At 73.5% G+C, this 25,986-nt stretch carries 20 protein-coding genes and 1 pseudogene; 13 read left to right on the plus strand and 8 right to left on the minus strand.

Annotated features, from left to right (window positions below):
- Window positions 1–80 precede the first annotated feature (80 nt).
- Window positions 81–878 (minus strand): IclR family transcriptional regulator domain-containing protein, encoded by a 798-nt coding sequence (locus tag AACH11_RS22330; protein WP_341376493.1) that lies wholly within the window; start codon window positions 876–878, stop codon window positions 81–83.
- Between the two features lie 144 nt (window positions 879–1,022).
- Between AACH11_RS22330 and AACH11_RS22335 the strand changes: the two genes are divergently transcribed.
- The 9 genes and pseudogenes from AACH11_RS22335 (at window position 1,023) to gndA (ending at window position 11,791) form a co-directional block, all read left to right on the plus strand.
- Window positions 1,023–2,171 (plus strand): ABC transporter substrate-binding protein, encoded by a 1,149-nt coding sequence (locus tag AACH11_RS22335; protein ID WP_341376494.1) that lies wholly within the window; start codon window positions 1,023–1,025, stop codon window positions 2,169–2,171.
- Window positions 2,172–2,254: 83 nt separating this feature from the next.
- Window positions 2,255–3,130 (plus strand): branched-chain amino acid ABC transporter permease, encoded by an 876-nt coding sequence (locus AACH11_RS22340; RefSeq protein WP_341376495.1) that lies wholly within the window; start codon window positions 2,255–2,257, stop codon window positions 3,128–3,130.
- Between the two features lie 14 nt (window positions 3,131–3,144).
- The gene (locus AACH11_RS22345) at window positions 3,145–4,125 is read left to right on the plus strand and encodes a branched-chain amino acid ABC transporter permease (protein WP_341376496.1); all 981 of its coding nucleotides are present in this window, start codon (window positions 3,145–3,147) and stop codon (window positions 4,123–4,125) included.
- 6 nt (window positions 4,126–4,131) lie between these two features.
- A complete protein-coding gene (locus AACH11_RS22350; RefSeq protein ID WP_341376497.1) occupies window positions 4,132–4,878 on the plus strand; it encodes an ABC transporter ATP-binding protein in 747 nt (248 codons plus the stop codon).
- A 7-nt stretch (window positions 4,879–4,885) separates the two neighbouring features.
- Window positions 4,886–5,617, plus strand: a complete 732-nt coding sequence (locus tag AACH11_RS22355) for an ABC transporter ATP-binding protein (protein WP_341376498.1) — start codon at window positions 4,886–4,888, stop codon at window positions 5,615–5,617.
- Window positions 5,618–5,752: 135 nt separating this feature from the next.
- A complete protein-coding gene (gene ilvD, locus AACH11_RS22360) occupies window positions 5,753–7,612 on the plus strand; it encodes a dihydroxy-acid dehydratase (protein ID WP_341376499.1) in 1,860 nt (619 codons plus the stop codon).
- Window positions 7,613–8,792: 1,180 nt separating this feature from the next.
- A pseudogene (locus AACH11_RS24865) lies at window positions 8,793–8,906 on the plus strand (PEPxxWA-CTERM sorting domain-containing protein); the annotation flags it as partial.
- Between the two features lie 151 nt (window positions 8,907–9,057).
- Window positions 9,058–10,281 (plus strand): acyltransferase family protein, encoded by a 1,224-nt coding sequence (locus AACH11_RS22370; protein WP_341376501.1) that lies wholly within the window; start codon window positions 9,058–9,060, stop codon window positions 10,279–10,281.
- Window positions 10,282–10,354: 73 nt separating this feature from the next.
- Complete coding sequence (gndA, locus tag AACH11_RS22375) at window positions 10,355–11,791, plus strand: NADP-dependent phosphogluconate dehydrogenase (protein ID WP_341376527.1); 1,437 nt, start codon at window positions 10,355–10,357, stop codon at window positions 11,789–11,791.
- Window positions 11,792–11,821: 30 nt separating this feature from the next.
- Here gndA and AACH11_RS22380 read toward each other — a convergent pair whose 3' ends face one another.
- Window positions 11,822–12,823 carry a Bug family tripartite tricarboxylate transporter substrate binding protein gene (locus tag AACH11_RS22380; RefSeq protein ID WP_341376502.1) on the minus strand — a complete coding sequence of 334 codons (1,002 nt, stop codon included), beginning with the start codon at window positions 12,821–12,823 and terminating at the stop codon, window positions 11,822–11,824.
- 303 nt (window positions 12,824–13,126) lie between these two features.
- Between AACH11_RS22380 and AACH11_RS22385 the strand changes: the two genes are divergently transcribed.
- Entirely contained in the window at window positions 13,127–14,119 is a 993-nt protein-coding gene (locus AACH11_RS22385) for a tripartite tricarboxylate transporter substrate binding protein (protein WP_341376503.1), read from the plus strand.
- 279 nt (window positions 14,120–14,398) lie between these two features.
- Window positions 14,399–15,454, plus strand: coding sequence for an NAD(P)/FAD-dependent oxidoreductase (locus tag AACH11_RS22390; protein WP_341376504.1), 1,056 nt, complete (start codon window positions 14,399–14,401; stop codon window positions 15,452–15,454).
- Between the two features lie 58 nt (window positions 15,455–15,512).
- Here the strand turns inward: AACH11_RS22390 and AACH11_RS22395 are convergent, their stop codons facing one another.
- Window positions 15,513–16,526, minus strand: a complete 1,014-nt coding sequence (locus tag AACH11_RS22395) for a LacI family DNA-binding transcriptional regulator (protein ID WP_341376505.1) — start codon at window positions 16,524–16,526, stop codon at window positions 15,513–15,515.
- Between the two features lie 190 nt (window positions 16,527–16,716).
- Here AACH11_RS22395 and garD point away from each other — a divergent pair, with 190 nt between their 5' ends.
- Entirely contained in the window at window positions 16,717–18,321 is a 1,605-nt protein-coding gene (garD, locus tag AACH11_RS22400) for a galactarate dehydratase (RefSeq protein WP_341376506.1), read from the plus strand.
- 170 nt (window positions 18,322–18,491) lie between these two features.
- Window positions 18,492–19,169, plus strand: coding sequence for an HD domain-containing protein (locus AACH11_RS22405; RefSeq protein ID WP_341376507.1), 678 nt, complete (start codon window positions 18,492–18,494; stop codon window positions 19,167–19,169).
- A gap of 129 nt (window positions 19,170–19,298) precedes the next feature.
- On the opposite strand, the gene AACH11_RS22410 is transcribed toward AACH11_RS22405, so the two are convergent.
- The 5 genes from AACH11_RS22410 to AACH11_RS22430 all read right to left on the minus strand — a co-directional run bounded on the left by AACH11_RS22410 (window position 19,299) and on the right by AACH11_RS22430 (window position 25,946).
- On the minus strand, window positions 19,299–19,982 hold the full coding sequence (locus tag AACH11_RS22410; RefSeq protein ID WP_341376508.1) for an exopolysaccharide biosynthesis protein: 684 nt from the start codon (window positions 19,980–19,982) through the stop codon (window positions 19,299–19,301).
- A 268-nt stretch (window positions 19,983–20,250) separates the two neighbouring features.
- Window positions 20,251–21,333 (minus strand): hypothetical protein, encoded by a 1,083-nt coding sequence (locus AACH11_RS22415; protein WP_341376509.1) that lies wholly within the window; start codon window positions 21,331–21,333, stop codon window positions 20,251–20,253.
- A gap of 185 nt (window positions 21,334–21,518) precedes the next feature.
- Complete coding sequence (locus tag AACH11_RS22420; protein WP_341376510.1) at window positions 21,519–24,506, minus strand: FAD-dependent oxidoreductase; 2,988 nt, start codon at window positions 24,504–24,506, stop codon at window positions 21,519–21,521.
- Window positions 24,503–25,051 carry a cyclic nucleotide-binding domain-containing protein gene (locus tag AACH11_RS22425; protein WP_341376511.1) on the minus strand — a complete coding sequence of 183 codons (549 nt, stop codon included), beginning with the start codon at window positions 25,049–25,051 and terminating at the stop codon, window positions 24,503–24,505. Before AACH11_RS22425 ends, AACH11_RS22420 begins: the two co-directional genes overlap by 4 nt.
- Complete coding sequence (locus AACH11_RS22430; protein WP_341376512.1) at window positions 25,044–25,946, minus strand: FHA domain-containing protein; 903 nt, start codon at window positions 25,944–25,946, stop codon at window positions 25,044–25,046. Before AACH11_RS22430 ends, AACH11_RS22425 begins: the two co-directional genes overlap by 8 nt.
- Window positions 25,947–25,986 lie beyond the last annotated feature (40 nt).

A 25,986-nucleotide genomic window follows, 5' to 3' on the forward strand; every position in this document is an offset into this window, starting at 1 on the left:
CGTTTGGGGCGCGGGCCGCCCATCCCGCCCCGTCGCCCGCACCACCCGCCCCCGCATCCCCTCCACAGCCCGGAACCCCCTCACAACACCGGCCGCAAGGTCTGCGCCGTCTCCCGCAGCAGCGGCATCAGCTGCGCCGCCACCAGCGCGTCGTCGTAGTGCTGGGTCTGCACCGTCATGCTGACGGCGCCGACACAGCGCCCGTGCCGGTCCTTCAAGGCCACCGCGATGCCGCGCAGTCCGGCGTCCAGCTGGCCCACCGTCGTCCAGTAGTCCTGGCTGCGGGCCTCCTCGATCTGCTGGCGGAAACCGGAGACATCGGTCACCGTGGCCGCCGTATAACCGATGAAATCATGGCCCTCGATCCAGCGCGCCAGCCGGGCCGGTGACATCTGCGCCAGCATCACCACCCCCGGCGTCACCACATGCGCCGGCACCCGCACCCCCACCTGGTAGCCGATCGACACATGGCGCGGCGGATTGGAGCGGGCCACGTAGACCACCTCGTGTCCGTCCAGCACGCTGACGTTCACCGTCTCCCCGCACTGCATCGACACCCGCTGGATGAAGGGCTGGACCAGCCGCGGCAGCCGCGCCGCACCCAGATAGCTCTGGCCCAGACGCAGCACCCGAGGCGTCAGCCAGAACCATTTGCCGTCGGTCGCGGCATAACCGAAGTGGCACAGGCTCAGCAGATGACGCCGCGCCGCCGTGCGTGGAATGCCGGTGCGCTGCGCGACCTCGGCCACGCTCTGCCGCGGATGGTCGTCATCGAAGGATTCGATCACCTGCAGCCCGCGGCCCAGGCCGCTGATCAGGTCGGCACGGTCGATCTCGAAGGTGCCGGGCGCTGGTTCATCCCCATCGGTGTTAACCATGAATTCGTCCGGTGATCGGTTGTCGGTATCCGATTGTCGGGCAAAGTGCGGGCCGTCCCGCATGGTGACCGACACCGCCAGTGCCTATGGTGCCGTCCCATGAGCCCGGCGCGCGCCGCCGCCGACAACGATCCAGGAGACCCCATGAAGACGATCCCGCACACCCTGATGGCCGCCGTCTGCGCGCTGGCCTTCGCCGCGCCGGCCGCCGTGCAGGCGCAGGCCATCAAGATCGCCGGCCTGTACGAGCTGTCCGGCCCCGGCGCCAGCGCCGGCACCATGTTCAAGAACGGTGCGGATCTGGCCATCAAGGAGATCAACGCGGCCGGCGGCATCCTGGGCAAGAAGATCGAGCATTCCATCTCCGACACCCAGACCAACCCCGGCGTGGCCAAGGGCCTGGCCACCAAGGCGATCGATGACGGCGCCTTCGCCGTCTTCGGCCCGGTGTTCTCGGGCTCGATCATGGTCAGCATGGCCGAGACGCAGCGCGCCGAGGTGCCCAACTTCACCGGTGGCGAGGCCGCGGCCATCACCACCAAGGGCAATCCGTACATCTTCCGCACCAGCTTCACGCAGGCCACGGCCATGCCCAAGGTGGCCCGCTACATCGTCGACGGCCTGAAGGCGAAGTCGGTGGCGGTGATGTTCGTCAACAACGACTTCGGCAAGGGCGGGCGTGACGCGATCACCCGGGCGCTGGAGGCCCAGGGCGCGAAGGTGGTGGCCGACATCTCCACCGACAGCGGCCAGGTCGATTTCTCGGCCCCCGTGCTCAAGGCCCGGAACGCCAATGCCGACGTGCTCTTCGTCTACACCAACGAGGAGGAGTCGGCCCGCGCGCTGCGCGAGCTGCGCAAACAGGGCTATGCCAAGCCCATCGTCGGCGAGACCACGCTGACCGGCCAGAAGGTGATCGACCTGGCCGGTGAGGCCGCCAACGGTGCGCTGGCCCACGTCGGCCTGACGGTGGATGCGCCCAACCCGCTGATGCTGAAGTTCAAGGCCAAGTTCTACCAGGAGACCAAGACCATCTCCGACCACAACGGCATCAAGGGCTACAGCGGCGTCTACGTGCTCAAGGCCGCCATCGAGAAGGCCGGCAAGCTCGACCGCAGGGCCGTCGCCCAGGCCATGCGCGGGCTGAGCCTGAGCGCGGCGAAGCACCCCGGCGTGCTGATGGACGTCCGCTTCGACGACAAGGGCGATCTGGATCGCGAGAGCTTCCTGGTCGAGGTGCAGGGCGGCAAGCAGGTCGTCAAGAGCGTGCTGCCGCCGCTGGCCCGCCCGTGAACGGCCGCGGCCTGCGCCGTCGCTGATCCCCGCGCGGGCCGCATGCCGCGGTCCGCTCCCCGCGCCTGTCCCCGGGACGCCCGATGACCGATTTCCTCCAACTCGTCCTCTCCGGCATGGCCACCGGCAGCATCTATGCGCTGGCCGCGCTCGGCTTCACCCTGCTGTGGCAGGCCTCCGGCACGATCAACTTCGCCCAGGGCGAGTTCGTGATGCTGCCGGCCTTCATGATGCTGGCCTTCGGCTCGGTCGGCCTGCCGCTGCCGCTCGCCTTCCTGGCCACCTGCGGGGTCGCCGTGGGCGTGCTGGGCTGGGCCTTCAAGCGTGGCATCGCCGATCCGCTGCTGCGCCACGGCCTGATGCCCATCGTGGTGGCCACCATCGGCCTGGCGATCGCCGCGCGCAACGGCGTGCGGGCCGGCTACTCGGCCGAGGCCCATCCCTTTCCCGGCCTGTTCGGTGACCGGCTGTTCCAGATCGCGGGCGTGACGGTCACGCTGGCCGACATCGGCACGCTGGTGCTGGCGCTGGCCCTGGTGCTGGCCACGCAGGCCTTCCTGCAGCGCACCGTCACCGGCCGCGCGATGCAGGCCGTCGCGCAGAACACCGAGAGCGCCACCGTGCTGGGCATCGACGTGCCGCGGATGGTGTTCTACACCTTCGCCATCAACGCGCTGCTGGCCTGTGCCGCAGCCCTGCTGGTCACGCCCACCTATCTGGCCAAGTTCGACATGGGCGAGGGCCTGGGCACCAAGGCCTTCTTCGCCGCCATCATCGGCGGCTTCAACAACAGCCGCGGCGCGCTGCTGGGCGGCCTCATCGTCGGCGTGTGCGAGAACCTGGCCGCGGCCTGGATCTCGCCGGCCTACAAGGATGCCGTCGCGCTGGTGCTGTTCATGGCCGTGATCCTGTTCAAGCCCCAGGGGCTGCTGGGCCGCAAGGTCGAACGCAAGGTCTGACGAGGCACTCCACCATGAAGAAACTTCCCCTCATGGCCGGCCTGGCGATGGCCGTGGTCCTGCTGGCCGTGCCCCCCTTCCTGAAGAACTACGGGGTCTACCTGTTCAGCTACTGGATGGTCTTCGTCATCGCGACGATGGGCCTGAACCTGACGGTTGGCTATGCCGGCCAGAAGAGCCTGGGCCATGCCGCGTTCTTCGGCATCGGCGCCTACAGCGTGGCCATCCTGATGCAGCACGGCCACAGCTTCTGGCTCGGGCTGGCGCTGGCCGTCGTCGGCTGCTTCGTCATCGGCCTGGTGCTGGGCTTTCCGGCCCTGCGCGTGCAGACCCTCTACCTGGCCTTCGCCACGCTGGGCTTCAACACCGCGGTCTGGCTGGTCATGCGCAACGAGGAGTGGCTGACCGGCGGCACCTTCGGCATCAACGGCATCGGCCGGCCGGAGCTGTTCGGCTTCAGCCTGGGCCGCGCGCTGCCCTACTACTACTTCGTGCTGGGCGTGACGGTGGTCATGGCGCTGTTGCAGTGGAAGCTGCTGTCCTCGCCCTGGGGCAAGGCCTTCACCGCGCTGCGCGACAACCCGATCAGGGCCGAGAGCCTGGGGCTGAACATCCAGGCCTACACGCTGCTGAGCTTCGCCATCGGGGCGGTCTATGCCGGCGTGGCCGGGGCGCTGTTCGCGTCGCTGGTCGAGTTCATCGAGCCGGCGCCGTTCACCGTCGGGGCCTCGATCATGATGTACCTGATGGTCGTCGTCGGCGGCCCGGGCTACTTCTTCGGGCCCTTGCTGGGCTCGGCCGTCGGCGTGCTGCTGCCCGAGTGGCTGCGCTTCGCCCAGGCCTGGTACCTGACCGTCTTCGGCGTCGCGGTGATCCTGCTGATGCTGTGGCTGCCCGGCGGACTGCTGAGCATCCCGGCCCGTCTGGCCGCCCGCCGTCAGGCCCGCGCGGCCTCGGCCGCCCGTGCCGCCGCCGCGGCCCGCATCGGAGGCTGAACCGCCATGACCCCACCCGTTCTCCAGGTGGCCGATCTGGCCAAGGCCTATGGCGCGATCAAGGCCGTCGACGGCGTGTCCTTCGAGGTCAAGCCGGGCGAGATCTTCGGCGTCATCGGGCCCAACGGCTCTGGCAAGACCACGCTGTTCAACAGCGTGCTCGGCCAGATCCGGCCCGACCGTGGCCGCATCGCGCTCAACGGCCGCGACATCACCCAGGTCTCGCCGCGGCAGCTCAACCGGCTGGGCGTCGGCCGCACGTTCCAGACGCTGCAGGTCTTCGGCCAGATGACGGTGCGCGACAACCTGATCGTCGCCGCGCAGGAGCACCAGGGCTCGATGCTGGGCCGCCTGTTCGCCCCCGGCGATTCGGGCCTGGGCGCCCGGGCCGATGCGCTGATCGACCAGTTCCGCATCCGCCACGTGGCCCACCAGAAGGCCGGCGAGCTCAGCTACGGCCAGCAGAAGCTGGTCGACATCGCGATGGCCTTCATGAGCGAGCCGGCGCTGGTGCTGCTCGACGAACCGTGTGCCGGCGTCAATCCCAGCCTGGTCGGTGGCATCAGCACGCTGCTCAAGGCCCTCAACCGCGAGCGCCAGGGCTCCTTCGTCGTCATCGAGCACAACATGGATTTCGTGATGGACCTCTGCCACCGCATCCTGGTGATGGTCGAGGGCCGGGTGCTGGCCGTGGGCACGCCCGACGAGATCCGCGCCAACAAGCAGGTGCTCGACGCCTACCTCGGAAACTGAGGCTGCCATGATCGAGTTCGATGACGTCGTCGCCGGCTACGGCGATTTCATGATCCTCAACCACCTGAGCCTGAAGGCCGCGCGCGGCAAGATCACGCTGCTGCTCGGGCCCAACGGGGCGGGCAAGAGCACGGTGCTCAAGACGCTGTTCGGCCTGCTCAAGGTGCGCCAGGGGCGGGTGCGGCTCGACGGGCGCGACATCACCGGGGCCTCGGCCCGGCAGCTGCTGACCGAGCACGGCGTGGCCTTCGTGCCGCAGGGGCGCAACCTGTTCGGCCAGCTCTCGGTGTGGGAGAACCTGGAGCTCGGTGGCATCACGCTCGGTATGAAGACCACGCACGAGCGCATCCCCGAGGTGCTGGAGCGCTTCCCGCGGGTCCGTGAGCGCCTGCACAGCGCGGCCGCCAGCCTGTCCGGTGGCGAGCAGAAGCAGCTGGAGGTCGGCCGCGCGCTGCTGCTGCGGCCCAAGGTGCTGCTGATCGACGAGCCGTCCATCGGCCTGTCGCCTTTGGTGGTGCAGGACGTCTTCCGCCTGTTGCGCCGGCTGGCCGACGAGCAGGGCGTGACCGTGCTGATGGTCGAGCAGAACGTCAAGAGCGCGCTGAAGATGGCCGACGAGGCGATCGCGCTGGAGTCCGGCCGCCAGGTGCTGCACCGGCGCGCCGACGAGCTGCTGGCCGACCCGCACATCGAGCGCCTGTTCCTGGGCGGCGCACACACGATGGCGGCACCGGTCTGAGCGGTCGTGCAGGCGCGCAGCCCGCTGCGGCGCCGACGGCCGTGTCCCGGGCAAGGCCGGGTGCGCCGGCGTGGCGCTCAACAGGCAAAATCCGCGCTCCCTTGCCTGTCCAACCCGGCTGACGCCGCCGCTGCCATGCCCGCCTACCGCTCCAAGACCTCCACCGCCGGCCGCAACATGGCCGGCGCCCGCTCCCTGTGGCGCGCCACCGGCATGAAGGATGACGACTTCAGCAAGCCGATCATCGCCATCGCCAACTCCTTCACCCAGTTCGTGCCCGGCCATGTGCACCTGAAGGACCTGGGCCAGCTGGTCGCGCGCGAGATCGAGGCGGCCGGCGGCGTCGCCAAGGAGTTCAACACCATCGCGGTCGACGACGGCATCGCGATGGGCCACGACGGCATGCTGTACTCGCTGCCCAGCCGCGACCTGATCGCCGACTCGGTCGAGTTCATGGTCAATGCCCACTGCGCCGACGCGCTGGTGTGCATCTCCAACTGCGACAAGATCACCCCGGGCATGCTGATGGCCGCGATGCGGCTGAACATCCCCGTCGTCTTCGTCTCGGGCGGTCCGATGGAGGCCGGCAAGGTGCGCCTGGCCGTGCCGGGCACGCAGACCGTGCAGATCAAGAAGCTGGACCTGGTCGACGCGATGGTGATGGCCGTCGACAGCAAGGTGAGCGACGCCGACCTGGCCGAGGTCGAGCGCTCGGCCTGCCCGACCTGCGGCAGCTGCTCGGGCATGTTCACCGCCAACTCGATGAACTGCCTGACCGAGGCGCTCGGCCTGAGCCTGCCCGGCAACGGCACCGTGGTGGCCACGCACGCCGACCGCGAGCAGCTGTTCAAGCGCGCCGGCCGCCTGGCCGTCGAGCTGTGCCAGCGCTGGTACGAGCAGGAGGACGCCAGCGTGCTGCCGCGCTCGATGGGCTTCAAGGCCTTCGAGAACGCGATCACGCTGGACATCGCGATGGGCGGCTCGACCAACACCATCCTGCACCTGCTGGCCATCGCCCAGGAAGCCGGCATCGACTTCACGATGGCCGACATCGACCGCCTGTCGCGCGTCGTGCCGCAGCTGTGCAAGGTGGCGCCCAACACCAACAAGTACCACATCGAGGACGTGCATCGCGCCGGCGGCATCATGGCCATCCTGGGTGAGCTGGACCGCGCCGGCAAGCTGCACACCGATGTGCCCACCATCCACAGCAAGACCATGAAGGATGCGCTGGACCAGTGGGACATCGCGCGTGCGCCGTCCGACGCCGTGAAGACCTTCTACATGGCCGGCCCCGCAGGCATCCCCACGCAGGTGGCCTTCAGCCAGGCCACCCGCTGGCCCAGCCTGGACACCGACCGCGCCGAGGGCTGCATCCGCTCCGGTGAACACGCCTTCAGCCAGGAAGGCGGCCTGGCCGTGCTGCGCGGCAACATCGCGCTCGACGGCTGCGTGGTCAAGACCGCCGGCGTGGACGAATCGATCCTGGTGTTCGAAGGCTCGGCCTACGTGACCGAATCGCAGGACGAGGCCGTGGCCGACATCCTGGCCGACAAGGTCCAGGCCGGCGACGTGGTGATCGTGCGCTACGAAGGCCCGAAGGGCGGCCCCGGCATGCAGGAAATGCTCTACCCCACCAGCTACATCAAGAGCAAGGGCCTGGGCAAGGCCTGCGCCCTGCTGACCGACGGCCGCTTCTCGGGCGGCACCTCGGGCCTGTCGATCGGCCACTGCTCGCCGGAAGCGGCGGCCGGCGGCGCCATCGGTCTGGTGAAGACCGGCGACAAGATCCGCATCGACATCCCCCAGCGCAGCATCAACCTGCTGGTCAGCGATGACGAACTGGCGCGCCGCCGCGCCGAGCAGGACGCCAAGGGCTGGAAGCCGGCCCTGCCGCGCCCGCGCCAGGTGTCGGCCGCGCTGAAGGCCTATGCGCTGCTGGCCACCTCGGCCGACAAGGGCGCGGTGCGCGACCTGTCCCGCCTGCCGGACTGATCCGGTCCTGCCGCCCCGCCCCGGGGCGGCTTCGCGAGCGCAGGGGCCGCCGCATGCCGTGTCAGGCCGGCATGCGGATCGGGCGCCCGTCGACGGCGGGTTTTCCCTGTGGGCCGCCCGTACGCATGTTGCTGCCATGTGAGTGGTCGTTGCCAACTCGATCACGTGGCCTGTGGCGGTCCCCCGCGGTCACGGGGGGAACTTCCCCGAAATCAGCCCCGGATACTGGTCCTCGGCCCTGCATCTGAAGGGCCGCACAACCGGTCCACGACGGGCCGTTTGTGTCTATCTCCTCATTTTGGACGTTTGCGGACATGGGCCCCGGGCCATGCCCGTCACCGGCCCGGCCGCGTCCCGAGTGCCCACAGCTCCACCTGCATCCGGAGAAGACTCCATGACCCTGTCCCTGCGCGCCTTCCTGTCGTCCCCCGCCGTCCTGCGCTCCAGCCTGGCGGCCCTGGCCCTCGTGCCGGCCATCGGCCACGCCGCCGGCACCTTCGTCATCGATGGCGGCAACGTGCTGTCCGACAGCGTCGGCCTGAACGCGGATGCCAACCATGTGCTGTCGGGCACCGGCTCGGTGGCCATCGGCGGCGGCACCACCGTCGGCGTCAACTGGACCTCGACCCAGAGCGGCCTGCTGGAAGCCCCGGCCGCGCTGTACGACTTCGGCCTGTTCTGGGGCTCGGGCTCGTCGGCGGCCATCATGTCGCCCTTCGTCGGCGACGCCACCTCCGCCCGCAATCCCAGCTTCGCGCTGACGCTGGACTTCAGCCAGGGCCTGAACGGCCTGACGCTGACCGACCGTGCGCACTGGATGTCCGAGTACGCGACCTGGACCATCAGCTGGACCGGTGCGTCCTCCAGCGGCACCTGGACCACCAACGCCACCGCGCCGTGGACCGAGGCCTATGTCGGCAGCAGCGCGACCCAGGTCGCTGACGGCGCCTTCGCGTCCGGCACCGCCATCCGCTTCGACTACGACGGCGTCCAGGCCAACAACGGCCTGAACAACTACAACTTCTCCGACTGGACGCTGGCGCTGCCGGACAACGTCACCTCGGTGACGATCCAGGCCGACTTCGCCGTGCCGGCCTCGACCTTCATCGGCGCTCTGCCGGACCTGGGCGCGCTCACCTACCGCAGCCACATCGGCTATGACGAGGTGGCGCTGAACTTCGACAGCGTCAGCGTCGCGGCCGTGACGGCCGCGGTGCCCGAGCCGGGCAGCTACGCGCTGATGCTGGCCGGCCTGGGTCTCGTGGGCGCCGTCGCCCGCCGTCGTCGCGGCTGATCGGACGCGGTCGGTGCGGGGGCGTGTCGCGTCCGCACCGGCCGGCTGACGGGCGCGGGCACGCCCCTGCGGTTTCTGGGATGGGTGGGCGGCGACGGCCTGGGGCAAGATCCGCCTCCCGGGTTTTCACGGATCTTCACCCCTCCTCACCATGGCGCAACGATCTGAACGCCGGGCCCGCGGGCCCACGCTCCCGCCACCGGCGGCAGCCGCGACCACGGATCCCGCCGCGCGGGTGTTCGACGAGTTCGAAAGCCTGCGCGGCATCGCCGCGCTGCTGGTGGTGCTCAACCACGTGCCGGCCTGGAATCCGCAGCTGTACGCCATCGGCTTCGTGCGGCAATCGGGGCTGATGGTGGATCTGTTCTTCGTGCTGTCGGGCTTCATCATCCACACGGCCTATGCGCGGCGCCTGCGCACCGGCCGTGAGCTGGCGGGCTTCATGGCCAACCGCTTCGCCCGCCTGTACCCGCTGCACCTGGTCACGCTGCTGTTCTTCGGGGCCATCGAGCTGGCGCGGCAGAACAGCGGCGCGCTCGGCATGGTCCGCCAGAACGCCGGCCTCTACCAGGACGCCACGGTCGGCGTGTTCATCGAGCACCTGCTGCTGCTGCAGGCCATCCCGCCGTTCCACGACATCCTGACCTTCAACAGCCCGTCCTGGTCGATCGGGGTGGAGTTCTACACCTACCTCCTCTTCGGGGTGACGGTGCTGGGCCTGGGCCCGCGCGCCCACCGCGTGTTCGTTCTCCTGGTGCTGGCCTCGCTGGCGGTGCTGATCAGCGGCGTCTGGCCGGTCAGCCACTGGTTCCTGCGCGGGCTCTGCGGTTTCATGACGGGGGCCCTGGTGGCCCGCTGGTGGGCCTCGTACCCGCGGGCGGGGCGCCCGGCGCCTGCCACGGTGCCGGCCTGGGCCTCCGAGCTGCTGCTGGTGGCCATCGTCGGCGTCCTCGCGCTGGCCGACCGCCTGCCGCCGACCTGGCCCGGCCTGCTGGTGATGGCCCTGACCGTGGCCTACGTGGCCTGCGCGCTGGGCCGCCGTCCGGGTGCCCCCGGGCCCTTGGCGCGGCTGATGCGCACGCGGCCGCTGATGTGGCTGGGCACGCTGTCCTTCACCTTCTATCTGCTGCACGGGCCGGTGTTCTGGGTGATGAACAACCTGGCCCGGCATGCGCTGAAGTGGCCCGAGGCGCTGGTGGCCGGCAGCTGGAAGCCGCAGGCCACGGTGGCCGGGGCCGCGGGCTGGACGCTGCTCTCGCTGGCCGTGATGCTGGCGGTCAGCCATGCGGTCTGGCGCGTGTACGAGGTGCCGGCCCGCGAGGCGATCCGGCGCTGGGCGGCGCGACGTCTCGGGCGCGCCCAGGCGCCGGCTTGAGCGCGGGGGCTGTCCTGCCCGCGGTCAATCATCGGACAATTGCGCCTTTTGCCGCTTGTCCACCGACATGACCTTGCAACAGCACCCCATCGGGCTCATCGGCCTGGGTGTCATGGGCCGCAACCTGGCCCTGAATCTGGCCGACCACGGCCACACCGTCGCCATCTGGGACCGTGATCCCGAGGCCATCACCCGCGCCGTGGCGGCGCAGCCCGAGGGCCGGCTGGCCGGCGCGGCCACGCTGGCGGACTTCGTCGCCGCGCTGGCACGCCCGCGCCAGGTGCTGCTGATGGTCAATGCCGGCGCGCCGGTCGATGACGTGATCGCGCGCCTGCAGCCGCTGCTGGAGGCCGGCGACGTGATCATCGACGGCGGCAACAGCCTCTACACCGACACCGAGCGCCGCGCCGCCGCCCTGGCGGCCGTCGGTCTGGACTTCGTCGGCGCCGGGGTGTCCGGCGGCGAGGAGGGCGCGCGCAAGGGCCCGGCCATCATGCCCGGCGGCCCGGCCGCGGCGCTGGCCCGGCTGCAGCCGCTGTTCGCCTCGATCGCCGCGCGCGTCGACGGCGAGCCCTGCGTGACGCCGGTGGGCCCCGGCGGCAGCGGCCACTACGTGAAGATGGTGCACAACGGCATCGAGTACGGCGACATGCAGCTGATCTGCGAGGCCTACGCGCTGCTGCAGGCCGCCGGCTTCGACACCGACGCGATGGCCGCGGTCTTCGCCGGCTGGAACGCCGGCCCGCTGCGCAGCTACCTGATCGAGATCACCGCCGCCATCCTGGCCCAGCGCGATGCCGAGACCGGCACACCGGTGGTCGACCTCATCCTCGACAAGGCCGGGCAGAAGGGCACCGGCCAGTGGACGCTGGTCAACGCCGCCCAGCAGGCGGTGGTCGTCAGCGTGATGGGCGCGGCCGTCGATGCCCGCGTGCTGTCCTCGCGCAAGGACGCGCGGGTGGCGGCCAGCGCGCGGCTGCAGGGGCCGCCGCCCATGCTGGCCGTGCCGCCGGCCGAGCGAGCGGCCTTCGTCGAGCGCCTGGGCCAGGCGCTGTACGCGGCCAAGATCATCAGCTATGCCCAGGGCTTCGACCTGCTGCGCACGACCAGCGAGCAGCGCGGCTGGCAGCTGGACCTGGGCGCCATCGCCCGCATCTGGCGCGGCGGCTGCATCATCCGCGCGCAGTTCCTCTCGCGCATCACCGAGGCCTGCGCGACGGTCGACGGCGCCGCGCCGGTGGCCCATCTGCTGGAGGCGCCGTACTTCGCCCAGGCGCTGAACACCGCCCAGGGCGCCTGGCGCACGGTGGTGGCGCAGGCGGTGACGGCCGGCGTGCCGGTGCCCGCGCTGTCGGCCGCGCTGGCCTACCTCGACGCCAGCCGCAGCGCCCGGCTGCCGGCCAACCTGCTGCAGGCCCAGCGCGACTTCTTCGGCGCCCACACCTACGAGCGGGTGGACCGCCCGGCCGGCCAGGCCTTCCACACGCTGTGGCCGGCGGTCCAGGGCTGAGGGCGGCGCGGCGGGCGGTGCCCGCCCGCTTCAGTCGGCGCGGATGCCGCCCTTGTCCACCACGCCGGCCCACAGCTGGCGCTGCTGGGCGAAGAAGCGGCTGAACTCGACCGGGCTCATGGTGCGCACCTCGGCCCCCTGGCCGACCAGCTGCGCGCGGATGGCCGGCGAACGGATGATGCGCACCACCTCGGCCGACAGCGTCTTCAGCGCCTCGGCCGGGAAGCCGGCGGGCGCCAGCAGGCCCTGCCAGGTGCCCGACTCGAAGTCCTTGACGCCCTGTTCCGCCAGCGTGGGCACCTGGTTGACCAGCGGCATGCGGGTGGATTTCGACACCCCCAGCAGCTTGAGCTTGCCCGACTGCACGTGCGGCAGCGTGGCCAGCATGCCGTTCATCAGCACCTGGGTCTGGCCGGCGATGGTGTCGCTGATGGCCTGGGCGCCGCCCTTGTACGGGATGTACTGCCACTGGGCGCCGGTGGCCTGCGCCACCGCCACGCCGGCCACGTGCGGCGCGCTGCCCATCGCGGTGACGGCGAAGTTCAGCGGCTCGCGCCTGGACAGCTCGACCAGCTCCTTGAGCGAGTTCGCCTTGACCGACGGATGCACCACCAGCAGGTGCGGCGAATAGGCCAGCATGGTCACGCCCTGCAGATCCCGCGACGGATCGAAGGGCATGCGCTTGTAGACCGACGGCGAGACCGCCAGCGCGCCCACGTCGCACAGCAGCAGCGTGTGGTCGTCGCGCGACTTGGCCACCAGATCGGCCCCGGTGTTGCCGTTGGCGCCGGGCTTGTTCTCGATGACCACCGGCTGCTTCAGCGCCTCGGACAGCGGCTGGGCGATGGCCCGCGCGATGATGTCCGACGAGCCGCCGGGCGGGTAGGGCACGACCAGGCGCAGCGCCTGGGTCGGCCAGGTGGCGCCGGCGGCCCGGGCGGGCGCCAGCGCGCCGAGGCCCGTCAGGCCGGCCAGGCCCGCCAGGCCGGCGGAGTGGATCAGGGTTCGGCGGGTGGGGGAGGGACGGGTCATCTCGAGACTTTCCTGAAGCTGCGGCGGGCGTCGCGCGGGACGCCCGGCCCCCGGCCGTCAGGGCCTGGGCGGTGCGAGGGGATCCGGATCAGCCGGATGTTGGTCATCGTACAACGAGGGTGATCCTGCGTCATGAGGGCTTGTGCCAAGCTGTGGTGAGGCCTCGAATTTCGGGTAACTACCAGGGGTGAGGGCCGGCGCCGAACGCTAGATTGCGGGTTTTGTCATATGACAACTGACATCGTGGCGGCCGCCGCCGCGTGCAGTGGTCGATCCTGATCCCCCCGCTTCCGGAACATCGCCATGGCCCTCCACCGCCGAACCCTGCTGTCCTCCCTCGCCGCCGCGGGCGTGCTGCTCGCGCAGGCGCCCCTCGCCCAGGCCCAGGCGGCCTGGCCGGCGGCCCAGCCGATCAAGCTGGTCGTGCCCTTCGCCGCCGGCGGCACCAGCGACATCCTGGCGCGCCTGATCGGCGAGCGTCTGGGCGTGGCGCTCAAGCAGACCGTCATCGTCGACAACAAGGCCGGGGCCGGCGGCGTGCTGGGCGCCGACCAGGTGGCCAAGGCCGCCCCGGACGGCTACACCATCCTGCTGGGCACCATCGCCAGCCACGCGATCAACCCGGCGATGCGGGCCAAGATGCCCTATGACGCGATCAAGGACTTCGCGCCCGTCGTGCTGCTGGGCAGCATCCCCAACGTGCTGCTGGTCGGCGCCAACCAGCCTTACAAGGACGTCAAGGAGCTGATCGCCGCGGCCAAGGCCAAGCCCGACCAGATCCAGTTCGCCAGCTCCGGCCAGGGCAGCTCGCAGCACATGTCGGGCGAGCTGTTCAAGCTGATGGCCGGTGCCGATCTGGCCCACATCCCCTACAAGGGCTCGGGCCCGGCGATCCAGGACGTGATCGGCCACCAGGTGCCCTCCAGCTTCGAGACCGTGACCGTCGCGCTGCCGCACATCCAGAGCGGCAAGGTGCGTGCGCTGGCCGTCACCACCGCCACCCGCTTCCCCGGCCTGCCCCAGGTGCCGACGATGCAGGAGGCCGGCGTGGCCGGCTTCGAGGTCGCCAGCTGGCAAGGCCTGTGGACGCCGGCCGGCACGCCGGCGGCCATCGTCACGCGGCTGAACCAGGAGGTGCAGAAGATCCTGGTCCAGCCCGAGGTCAAGGCCAAGCTCGACACCCTCGGCCTGGCCCACAAGGACAACTCGCCGCAGCAGTTCGCCGACTTCAACCGGGCGGAGCTGGCCAAGTGGCAGCGCGTGGCGCGCGAGGGCAAGGTGTCGTTGACCGACTGATTCGCGGGCCGGGGTCGGCATGCCGGCGGGCCCGGCACGTGGCCGACGGCAGGCGGGTGGCTGACGGCTGACGGCTGACCCGGGGCTGTCCCCGCTTTCCGGGGTTGCATCACGGTGCTTCGGGCCGTGGGCTGGTGGGGGCACCGACATCGGCCTAGCATGGGCCGCATGGCTGTCACCTCTGCTCGACACGAGGCCGCGCCCGCGGCCGCGTCGGATGTCCCGGTCGCCCGCGTGGCGCCGGTCCCCGGTTCCGGGCCGTGCGGCCGGCCGTCCCGCGTGGCCGTCATCGGCGCCGGGCTGGCGGGCTGCACGCTGGCCCGCGCACTGGCCGATGCCGGCCACGACGTGACGGTGCTGGACAAGGCGCGCGGTCCGGGTGGCCGGCTGTCGACGCGGCGCGTCGAGCCCCAGGGCTGGACCTTCGACCACGGCGCCGTGGCCCTCGGCGCACGGGCGCCGGCCTGGCGTCAGGCCCTGGCCGGCTGGGCGGCGCAGGGGGCCGTCGCTGCCTGGTCGCCGCGGCTGGCGCCTGACAGCGTGCAGCCGCTCGATGGCGCCGCGCTGTGGGTCGGCCTGCCCGGCATGGCCGGGCTGTGCCGCCATCTGCTGCACGGCCAGACGGACGCCCGGCCGCTGGAGCTGCTGGCCCGCCACCAGGTGCTGGCGCTGGAGCGCGATGCCGACGGCCGCTGGTGGTTGCCGGTGCAGCGCGACGAGGCCGCGCCGCTCGACGGCGAGGCCCGCGCCGCCGCCTTGCCGCAGGCCCCGCGCTGCGGCCCCTACGACACCGTCGTGCTCAGCCTGCCGCCGGCCCAGGCCGCCAGCCTGCTCGATCCCTGGCGCGCCGACTGGGCGCACGAGGCCCGCAGCACCGTGCTGCGGCCGGCCTGGTCGCTGATGGCGGTGGTCGACGACGGGCCGGACGCACCGGACTGGGCCCTGGCCTGGCCGGCCGACGGGCCGCTGGCCGTGCTGGCCCGCGACGATGTCAAGCCCGGGCGCGCGATGCATCCCGGCCAGCAGCGCTGGGTGATCCAGGCCACCGCCGACTGGAGCGCCCAGCATCTGGCCGACCGGCCCGAGGCGGTCGCCGACGCGCTGGTGGCCGCGGCCGGCCGCTGGCTGGGGCCGCGCCGGTGGCTGCACACGTCCGCCCACCGCTGGGCCTACGCCACGTCGGTGCGCGCGATGGTCAGCCCCGAGCGCCGCGCCCGCTGGGACGCCGCGCTCGGCCTGGGCCTGTGCGGCGAGGCGCTGGGCGGTGGCGGTGCCGAGGGGGCCTGGGCCTCGGCCCAGGCGGCCGCGGCGGTGTCGGGGGCGGCGGGCAGCTGACGCGTCAGGGCCGGGCCCGCCGCGGGCCCGTGCGGCGGCGGTTCGGCCCCGGCGGCGCTCAGACCGCCCGTGCGCTGCTCTCCCGCTCGATGATGGCGAAGCCGAGGTCCACCCGCCGCGGCTCGACGCTCTGGCCGGCGCAGCGTGCCAGGAGCATGCGGGCGGCCTCGTGGCCGATGGCCGCGCCGTCCACCCGCACGGTGGTCAGCGCGGGCGCCAGATGGGCGGCGAAATCGGCATCGCCGAAGCCGATCACCGCCAGCCGGCCGGGCACGTCCAGCCCCCGCGCGCGGGCCTCGATCAGCACGCCGTGGGCCAGGCCGTCGGAGCTGCAGACCACGACGTCGAGCGCCGGATCCTGCGCCAGCAGCCGGCCCAGGGCCTCCCGGCCGGCCTGCAGCGAGCTGGGCGCCGGCACCTCGGCCAGCGCCACCGGCGCGCCCCAGGCCGCGACGAAGCCCTGGCTGCGGCGGCGCGCGCGCTGGTCGTCGGCACCGGCCACGCCGACGTGGCTCCAGCCGCGGGCGCGGACATGCCCGGCCACCGCCCGGCCGACGGCCGCGTGCGAGAAGCCGACCTCCATGTCGGCCGGGGCGGCGTCATCGCCGAGGTCCCAGGTCTCGACCAGCGGCACGCCCTGGCGCAGCAGGCGCTGCAGCGCCGGCCCGCGCGCCAGCAGCCCGGCACTGACGATGCCGTCGACGCGGCGGCGCAGCATGGTCTCCAGCAGCGCCGGCTCGCGCGCCCGGTCGTAGCCGGTCTGGCCCAGGATCAGCTGGTAGCCGGCGGCCTCCAGCGATTCGGTCAGGGCCTGGATCGTCGGCAGGAACTGCGGCACGGCCAGCACCGGCACCAGCGCGGCCACCGTCATGCTGCGCGCGGACTTCAGCCCGCCGGCCAGCAGATTGGGCACGTAGCCCAGCGCGTCGGCCGCCTCGCGCACCTTGGCCTGGGTGGCCGGCGTGACCTTCTGCGGCTGGCTCAGCGCCCGCGAGGCGGTGATCACCGACACCCCGGCCAGGCGGGCGATGTCGTGCAGCGTGGCGGGGCGCTGGCGGGGCTGGTCGGTCATGGTGGGCGAAGAGGCGCGGGGCAGGGACGAGGGGCCTGCGGGCGCAGGGCTGCAGGGCGGCGCGATTATCGATGCCCGCTCCCGGCGGGCCGACAGCGGGTCGGCCACGTTGTGGAGTGCGGATGACATCGTTATCATCCGCGCCGTTCGCGGCTGTTCGATGCCGCTGCCCGACCGAAAGAGCCCGCCCATGCCCGCCGCCGCCCCGATCCTGATCCGCATGCATGCCGACGACAACGTGGCCGTCGTCGCCAACGACGGCGGCCTGCCGGCCGGCACCGCCGTGCCCGACGGCCTGGCGCCCGGCCAGCGCGCCGGCCTGGTGCTGCGCGAGGCGGTGCCGCAGGGCCACAAGGTGGCGCTGGTCGACATCCCGGCCGGCGCCGCCGCCCGCCGCTACGGCGTGGACATCGGCTACGCGACCGAGGACCTGGTCGCCGGCCGCTGGGTCCACGAGCGGCTGCTGAGCCTGCCGGCGGCCGCCGGCCTCGAAGGCCTGCCGATCGCCACCGCGCCGCGGCCGGACTGGACGCCGCTGGACGGCCACACCTTCGAGGGCTACCGCAATGCCGACGGCTCGGTGGGCACGCGCAACCTGCTGGCCATCACCCAGACCGTGCAGTGCGTGGCCGGCGTGGTCGACGTGGCGGTCGAGCGCATCCGCCGCGAGCTGCTGCCGCGCTATCCGAACGTCGACGGCGTGGTGGCGCTGGCCCACGGCTATGGCTGTGGCGTGGCCATCGACGCGCCCGATGCGGTGATCCCGATCCGCACGCTGCGCCATCTGGCGCGCAACCCCAACTTCGGCGGTGAGGTGATGGTGGTCAGCCTGGGCTGCGAGAAGCTGCAGCCCGAGCGCCTGCTGCCGGCCGGCAGCCTGCCGATCCAGGCCGTCGGCCAGGCCGCGCCGACGCCGGCCGGCGCCGAGCCGGGCCTGGACGTGGTCTGCCTGCAGGATGCGCAGCACGTGGGCTTCGGCAGCATGGTCGCGTCCATCCTGCGCCAGGCCGAACAGCACCTGGAGCGCCTGAACCGCCGCCGCCGCGAGACGGTGCCGGCCAGCGAACTGGTCGTCGGCGTGCAGTGCGGCGGCAGCGACGCGCTGTCGGGCATCACCGCCAATCCGGCGGTCGGCTACTGCACCGACCTGCTGGTGCGCGCCGGCGCCAGCGTGATGTTCTCCGAGGTGACCGAGGTGCGCGACGGCATCGCCCAGCTGACCGCCCGCGCCGAGACGCCGGCCGTGGCCGAGGCCATGATCCGCGAGATGGCCTGGTACGACGCCTATCTGCAGCGCGGCAGCGTCGACCGCAGCGCCAACACCACGCCCGGCAACAAGAAGGGCGGGCTGTCGAACATCGTCGAGAAGGCAATGGGCTCGATCGTCAAGTCGGGCTCGGCGCCGATCCGCGGCGTGATCGCCCCTGGCGACCGCCTGGTCGAGCGCGGCCTGAACTACTGCGCGACGCCGGCCAGCGACTTCATCTGCGGCACGCTGCAGCTGGCCGCCGGCATGAACCTGCACGTCTTCACCACCGGCCGCGGCACGCCCTACGGCCTGGCCGAGTGCCCGGTGATCAAGGTCGCCACCCGCAGCGATCTGGCGCGCCGCTGGCATGACCTGATGGACGTCGATGCCGGCGCCATCGCCGAGGGCACGCAGACCATCGAGGAGGCCGGCTGGGCGATGTTCCGCCTGATGCTGGAGGTGGCCAGCGGCCGCCAGCAGACCTGGGCCGAACGCCACGGCCTGGCCAACGCGCTGGTGCTGTTCAACCCGGCGCCGGTGACCTGAGAACGCATCGGCCACACCCGCTGGACGCGCCCTGACGCGTCCAGACGTGCCGCTCGGGCGTGGCCGATCCCTGCACGGGTTCCGCGGCCGGGCAGCGGCTGGCTGCGCAGGGCATCGGCGTAGCGCCATCCCATCGGCGCCGTCGGCGCTCCGGCCCGCACAATCGGCCGATGCACGCCACCGATCCCGTCACCCCGCCGAGTCTGCCGAGCCTGCCGGCGCCCGACCCCACCGCCCTGGCGGCGATGCCGGGTCTGGTCGCCTTCATCCTGGAGGCCGACGGCCTCAAGCGCGTGCTGCGGCAGAACCGCCCGCTGGGCACCGAGCGGCAGGAGAACAGCGCCGAGCACAGCTGGCAGATCGCGCTGCTGGCGGTGGCGCTGGCGCCGTACGCGGCCGAGCCGGTGGACCTCGGCGCCGTGGTCGAGATGCTGCTGGTGCACGACCTGGGCGAGATCGACGCCGGTGACGTGCTGCTGTATGCCGACACCGACTGGGCCGCGCAGAAGGCGGCCGAGCGCACCGGCGTGCAACGCCTGTGCGCGCTGCTGCCGCCGGCGCGCGGCGCCCATCTGCTGGCACGCTGGGAGGCCTTCGACGCCGGTCAGACCGCCGAGGCCCGCTTCGCCCACGCGCTGGACCGCGCGATGCCGGCGCTGCTGAACCTGGCCGGCGGCGGCGTCAGCTGGCGCGCCCACGGTGTGCGCCACGCGCAGGTGATCGCCCGCGTCGGCCCGCCGGTGGCCGCCGGCTGCCCGGCGCTGTGGGCCCATCTGCGCGCCCAGCTCGATGCGGCGCAGGCCGCGGGCTGGTTCGGGATCGAGGCCGCGGAGCGCCCGGGCGCTTGAGCGACTGGCGGCCGGTGGTCGGGTGGCGGGGGCGCCGGCCCCGGCTCGGCCCGTGCCCGTGCTCGTGCCCGTGCCCGTGCCCGGCCCGGCTCAGCCCGTGTGCCGGCCTGGCGACCGGCCCGCCGGGCCTCAGCCGCCGGTCTCCAGACCGAGGGCGCGCAGCAGCGGTGCCGCCACCCAGGCCCAGGTCGCCGCCCAGGCGGCCGTGCCGATGGCCGCCGTCCAGGCCAGTGCGCCCACGCCGGCCACGGCCGCCAGGATCACGGCCAGGCCGTCGCGGAAGGCCAGGCCCAGGCCCAGCAGCACCAGGGCCAGGGCCGGCAGCACATTGCCCAGCGGGATCGGCAGGAAGATCAGCGCGCCCATCAGGCCGACCTTGGGCGCCAGCAGGCTGCGGCTGGCCCGCGGGCTGGCCAGCAGCCCCAAGCGCGGGCGGGCCAGGCGTTCGGCCAGCGCGTAGCAGCGCGCGAGCAGGCGCAGCACCCGCTGCGCCCAGGGGCCGGAGAGCTCGCAGCGGGCGACCCGCGGCGGCAGCGGCGCGTGGCCCTGACCGCGCCACATCGCCAGCGCCAGCAGCATCAGCGCCAGCCCGAAGACGTTGCCCACGCCCGGCACCGGCAGCACGCAGGGCACCGACAGCAGCACCAGCAGCGAGCTGGCCGCCGCCGGGCCGTGCAGCGCCGCCAGATCGCCCAGCGTCACCGGCCGCTGGCCGCACAGCGCATCGGCGGCGAGGTTCAGGCGCCGGTGCAGCGGCAGGCCGGGGCCGCAGGGCTCGGGGGGCGGGGTGTGCAGGGCGGGCTCCGGGGTCATCGTCGGTCGTCAGTTCCAGTCTGCGGACGCGGTGTGACCGGCGGATGACCCGGGCGGTTCCGTGGCCGGGGTCCGCTGCGGTCCGGCGATCGGGGTGCCCGGGTCGCCCGCCGTGGCGGACGGCATGCTCGGCGGTGTGGCGGTGTGGCGGTGCGGTGCGGTGCGGTGGCGGTGGCGGTGGCGGTGGCGGTGGCGGTGGCGGTGGCGGTGGCGTGGCGGTGGCGTGGCGTGGCGTGGCGTGGCGTGGCGGCGGCGCCTGGCCGCCACCTCAGCGCAGCCAGACGCGCCCGCGTGCCGCGTCGACCACCAGCGCCCCGCCGGCGACGAAGGACGCGCCGAGCTGGGCCGCCGGCTGGCGCCAGGTGCCGATGCCGCCGCACACGGCCGCGGCGGCCGGCGTGCGCTTGACGAACAGCGTGACCTCGCGCGGGCCGCGCTGCACCGGGCGGCCGTCGACATCGACGAAGGCCACGCCGGCACCGGCGCTGGCACCGGCGCGGGGGCCGGCGGCCGGCGCCAGCTGCCAGGCGTCGATGCGCTCGCTCACGCCGGCCACGCAGGTGCTCAGTTGCAGCGCGATGTCGGGCCGCGGCCGCAGTGCGACGCCGGCCGTCCGCAGCGCGTCGAACAGCGCGCCGTTGATGTTGATCGCGCCGGGCTGGCGGCTGTCGTCGTAGCCGGTGTCCAGCTGGGCCGGCACCGTCAGCGGGCCGATGCGCAGTGGCACGGTCGGGATGTTGCCGCAGCCCGGGCCGCCGTCGGCCGGGCAGCTCAGGGTGCGGGCGTCGCTGGCATAGGCGCCGGCGGTCGACAGCGCGGCGAAGCCGGCGGCCCGCAGGGCCGCGTCGCCGCAGCCGCGGCCGGCCGGGGCGCGCCAGAGGCTGGCGCCGGCATAGTCCAGCGTCCAGGTGGCCGAGGACAGGAGGTCGGTGCCCAGCACGCCGGCCTGGGCCAGTGGCCAGCCGCCGGCCGCGGCGGCGGCGCGCGCCTGCACGGCCGGCGCCGGCTGGGGCTGCAGCCGCACCGGGTCCCAGGGGCCGAAGAAGACGAAGCCGGCCCACAGGTCCGGCTGGCCGGGCAGCGGTTCGGGCGCCGGCTGGCCCTCGGCCACGCCCTGGAAGTTGCCCGGCGTGATCGTGCTGAGCGTGGCGCCGAAGTCCAGCACCATCTGCCCCTGGCGCCCGCCGACGCTGACCAGCACGTAGGGCATCTGGCTGGCCACGCTCAGGGGCTGGCGCTCGCCCAGGCAGGCGTGCAGCGCGGCCGGCAGCGGGCCCGGGCCCGGGCGCGGTGCGGGCTGGGCGCTCACCTGCGGGACGCCGAGGGCGGTGGCCGCGAGGGTGGCGGCCATGATCCGGACGGCCGTGAACGGTGAGACCGTGAGGTGTGCGGCCATCAGGCGTGCGGCGGCGGACCGGGCGGGGCAGGCGAGGCGGCTCATGGGCGTCGGGTCGTCGTCATGCGGCCGCCGCGGCGGCGGATCCGCGGCCGGACAGGCCGCGCGCTGCGGGCCTGGCGCGGTCGAGGGGCAGGGCATCACGTGGCGGCCAGGCGCTCGGCCAGGCCGTCGAGGCGGCCCTCGCGCAGGGTCGGCCGCAGCGGAGTCAGGTCGATCGGCCGCTGCAGCAGGCGCACGAAGAGCTTGGCACTGCCCGGCGGGCCGACGTAGAGCCCGCCGACCAGCTGGCCCTGGCGCAGCACCAGGCGCCACCAGGCGCCGTCGGCGGCGTTGTCGCCGGCGGTCCAGGTCTCGTCACCGGGGCGGCCGGTGGTCTCGCCGCTGCTGCACACGGCGATGCCCTCGCTCTTGAGCTGCAGCACGTGGCGCGGGCTGCTGTAGTCCTGCGGCAGGCCGATCAGGGTGGCCACCGCGCAGTGCGCCTGGGCGGTGGCGATCGGCCACAGGCCGCGGGCGGTGCCCGGCAGGTCGGCCACGTCACCGACGGCCAGGATCTGCGGGTCGGTGGTCTGCATGTGCTCGTCGACCAGCACGCCATGGCGGCCCATGGCCAGCCCGCACTGCTCGGCCAGGAAGGTGTTGGCGCGGATGCCGAGCGCGGCCACGTAGAGGTCGGCCTGCACGCGCGGACCGTGGCTGAGCCAGGCCGATTCGATGCGCTGCGGCGTGCCCTCGAAGCGGGTCACCTCGGTGCCGGTCAGCACCTGCACGCCCTGCATCTCGAGCCAGGTCTGCACCCGCTGCGCGCCCGGGCGGTCGAGCTGCTCGTTCATCAGCCGGTCGGCGCGCTGCACCAGCGTGACCTGCAGGCCGGCGCGGCACAGGGCCTCGGCCGCCTCGATGCCGAGCACGCCGCCGCCCAGCACCAGCGCGCGCCGTGCCGCGCGGCGTTGCGCATAGCGGCGCATGGCCAGCGCGTCGTCGGCGCCGCGCAGCACGAAGGCATTGGCATGGCCGAGGAAGCGGGCATCGGGCGCCACGCCGCTGGCGCCGCTGGCCAGCACCAGGCGGTCCCATTCCAGCACGCCTTCGGGTTGCGGCGTGCCCGCATCGTCCGGGCGGGCCAGCAGCAGCAGGCGGTTCGGGCGGTCGATGCGCGCGGCCACCGTGCCGTCGAGCAGCGTGATGCGCTGGCGCTCCGCCCAGTCGCCCGGCAGCAGGGCCAGCGATTGCGGGTCGGTGTCGGGCTCGTGCAGCAGGCGGGCGATCGCCATGCGGTTGTAGAAGCCGTGTGTCTCATGGGCCACCAGCGTGATCTGCACGCCCGGGCTCATGCGGCGCAGCTGCTCGGCCACCGTCATGCCGGCCACGCCGTTGCCGACGATGACCACCCGGGCCACGCCGCGGTCGAGGGCCGGATCGTGCGGCGGCACCACGGTGTCGCCGTCGGCACCGGCGGCGCGCAGGGTCAGCGGATCCTGCGGCGGCGGGGCGACCGGCGGCTCGGCCAGCGCGCGCACGTCGCGGTCGATCAGCACCGGGCCGCGCACCTCGGTCATGCAGGCCAGGCGGGCATGGCCGTCCAGGCCGAGGCGGCGCAGCGTCGCGCACTCGTCGGCGCCGGGCGGCGCCAGATGCTCGTGGCCGGCGCAGATCGCGACCGCGTCCGCGCCGCACAGCCCGCTGCGGCAGCCGTAGTTGATCTTCAGGCCGGCGGCCTGCAGGCCGTCGAGCAGGGTGGCGTCGGGGGCCACGGTGAAGCTGATGCCGGTCTCGCGGTCGGTGACGGTCGCGCCGTCGTGCTGCTGGCGGGCCAGGCCCTCGCGCAGGGCCTGGGCCGGCCGCACGCTGAGCGTGGCCGGCTCGGCCTGCGCCGGACGGGCCTGTTCGCGCGCCTCGCGCCAGCGGCGTTCGGCATGCAGACCGCTGGCGGCCAGCACCGCGGCCAGGGCCAGGCCACTGCCGCGGGCCAGCGACCGCAGCAGCGGCGGCGCCTCGTGGCCGGTCAGCGTCGCCAGCGCGTCGACCAGCAGGGGACCGGCGAACGCGTAATAGGCCCCCAGCGCGGTCACGCCGAAGGCCAGCGCGACGCGGAAGGGCTGGGCGGCCAGCGCGGGCACGAAGGTCTGTGCCGCCAGATACAGGCCGGCCGTCGCGCAGCCGCCGCCCACCGGCGCCAGCATCTGCAGCCAGACCGGCGCGTGCGCACCGGCCGGTGCCAGGAAGTAGCCCAGCACCAGCCCCGGCAGAAAGCCCATGAACAGCCGGCGTTGGGCGGCGTTGCGTGGGTCGGCGTCGTAGAGGTCACTGAAGACGGCCGCCCGCGGGTTGAAGTCGTAGCAGCTCTTCTGGCAGCCGACGCAGGGGGTGCAGTAGCCGTTGCGCACGACCACCAGCGGCGCCTGGCCATACAGGCGCTGGACCGGCCCCAGCGGGCAGAAGGTGCCGCACCAGCCGCTGCGGCCGCGCCAGCGCAGGCCGCCGATCAGCGCGGCGGCCAGCATCGCCAGCACCAGCGCGGCCAGCGCGCCGGCATGGCTGTTGAGCAAGGGCCGGCGCAGGGCGATGCCGCCGATCAGCAGCAGCAGCGAGATCCCGAAGGCCGCGTCCTTCCAGTGCTCGGGCAGTTCGGCGCCCCGGCTGCGGCCCAGCAGCCGCGGCAGCTGGTTGAGCGTGGCCATCGGGCAGACCTGGCGCCACAGCCCCGGCGCGATCACCAGCAGCGCCGGCACCAGCGGGATGATCACGCCCCAGAACAGCAGCAGGCCGGTCTGCGGCTGGCGCCACAGCAGCAGCGGCACCAGCAGCGCCAGGCCGAGCGCCAGGCCCCGGGCCGTCCACCAGACGGCCGCCGGCACGCGCGGCTCCCGCTGGGTGTAGTTGCGGAAGAACTGCGTCGCATCCTGCTGCGCGCCCGGCGGGGGCAGCGGATGCAGCGGAATCACGCGGCCGCGGGCCGCGGTGCCGCTCGGGGCGGGCGCCGCGGGCGTGTCCTCGGCCGCTGGCGCTGCGCCCCGTGCATCCGGTGTGGACCCGTCGTCGGCCAGGGCACCCGGGCCGACGGCCCGCAGGCGGGCCTGGCGGGTGGATTCGGGGCTGACGCGGGTACGGCGGGCGCGCTTCATGCGTCGCTGCCGGGCTGCAGCTGGCGCAAGCGGGTCGCCACGTGGGCGCCGAGGTCGCGCAGCAGGGCCAGCGCCAGCCGAGGCTGCCAGGCCATCAGCTGCTGCAGCGCGGCCGGGCCCAGCAGCAGCACCTCGGCCGGGGCGTCGCGGCTGACGCGCACCTCGACCGCGCTGGACGCGCCGTCGAGAAAGCTGAGCACGCCGAACAGCTCGCCGGCGTGGCGCGGCTGCCAGTCGCTGGCGCTGCCCTCGCCGAGCCCGCCGGTCTGGGTGTGCAGCTCGGGCCAGACGGTCTGGCCGAACTGGCTGTCGTCGGGCACCAGGGCCGGCGCGGCGCGCACCAGCACGCGGCCGCTGACCACCAGCCCCAGCTGCGCCGACGGATCGCCGCCGCCGATGACCCGCGCACCGGCCGGATAACGGCGCTGATGGGCGTGGCTGACGAGCTTGTTCCAGTCGGCCTCGTCGAGCTGGGCCAGCTGGCTGCGGTACGGGCCGGGGGCCGGGGCCGGCGCGGCGCCGGCGTAGTGGAAGAAGTCAGGCATCGGGTGGCTCCGGACGGTCGGTGACCGGCAACAGGGCCGACGGATCGGCCGCCAGCAGCAGGGCGGTCAGGCTGGCCGCGGCATCCGGGCCCGGCGCGGGCAGGCGCCCTTCGGCATGGAGGCGTTGCACGCCCCGCCGGCACAGCGTGGCCAGGCGCAGCAGCCAGTCCTGGGCGTCGAGCGCGGGCAGGGCGGCGGCCGGCAGGCCGAGCGCCTCGGCCAGGGCCTGCTGCTGTGCCGGCGCCAGGCCGGGGGGGCGTGGCCGTGGCGTCGGGTCGGCGGCGATGCCCGGGCGGGGCACGCGCGAGCGCGGTCCGGGCTGTGGCGGTGCGCGCTCGATGCGCGTGACCTCGGCCTCGACGCCCGCGGCCGTCGCCACGGGCCGGGGGGCGGCGCGACCGGCGGTGGGCGCGCCGCCCAGGCCCGGTCCGGCGTCCACGCGCCAGCCGGCGGCCAGCATCGCGGCCGGATCACCGCCGCGCAGCGGTGTCGTGTCGTCGCGCAGCACGCCCAGCAGGCTGTCGGTCGGCGGATCGTCGGGCGTGTCGGCCGCCGCAGGTGGCGTGCCGGCGGGCGTCTGCAGCGCCTGCACCGCCATCACGTAAGGGCCGAGCTGGATGCGGTCGCCGTCGCGCAGGCGGTGCGGGCCGCCCAGGCGCTGGGTCGCGCCGTTGACGAAGGTGCCGTTGGTCGACTGGTCATGCAGCATCACCCGGTCGGCTTCGACACGCAGCTCGCAGTGGCGGGCCGACAGCGCCCGCGTGCGGTCGGCGATCGGCCAGTGGGCGGCCGGATCACGGCCGATCAGCACACGGGCGGGGGCCGCGCCCAGGCTCAACTCGAGGCGGGGCTGATCGGCGTGCTCGGCGCCCTGGACAAGAGTGAGTCTGAACATCCGGATCGGGGCAGGCGGGCAGAACCTGGCGGGGTGTGCC

Origin of the sequence: Pseudaquabacterium rugosum (assembly GCF_038066575.1) — a bacterium.
Classification (GTDB): domain Bacteria; phylum Pseudomonadota; class Gammaproteobacteria; order Burkholderiales; family Burkholderiaceae_C; genus Pseudaquabacterium; species Pseudaquabacterium rugosum.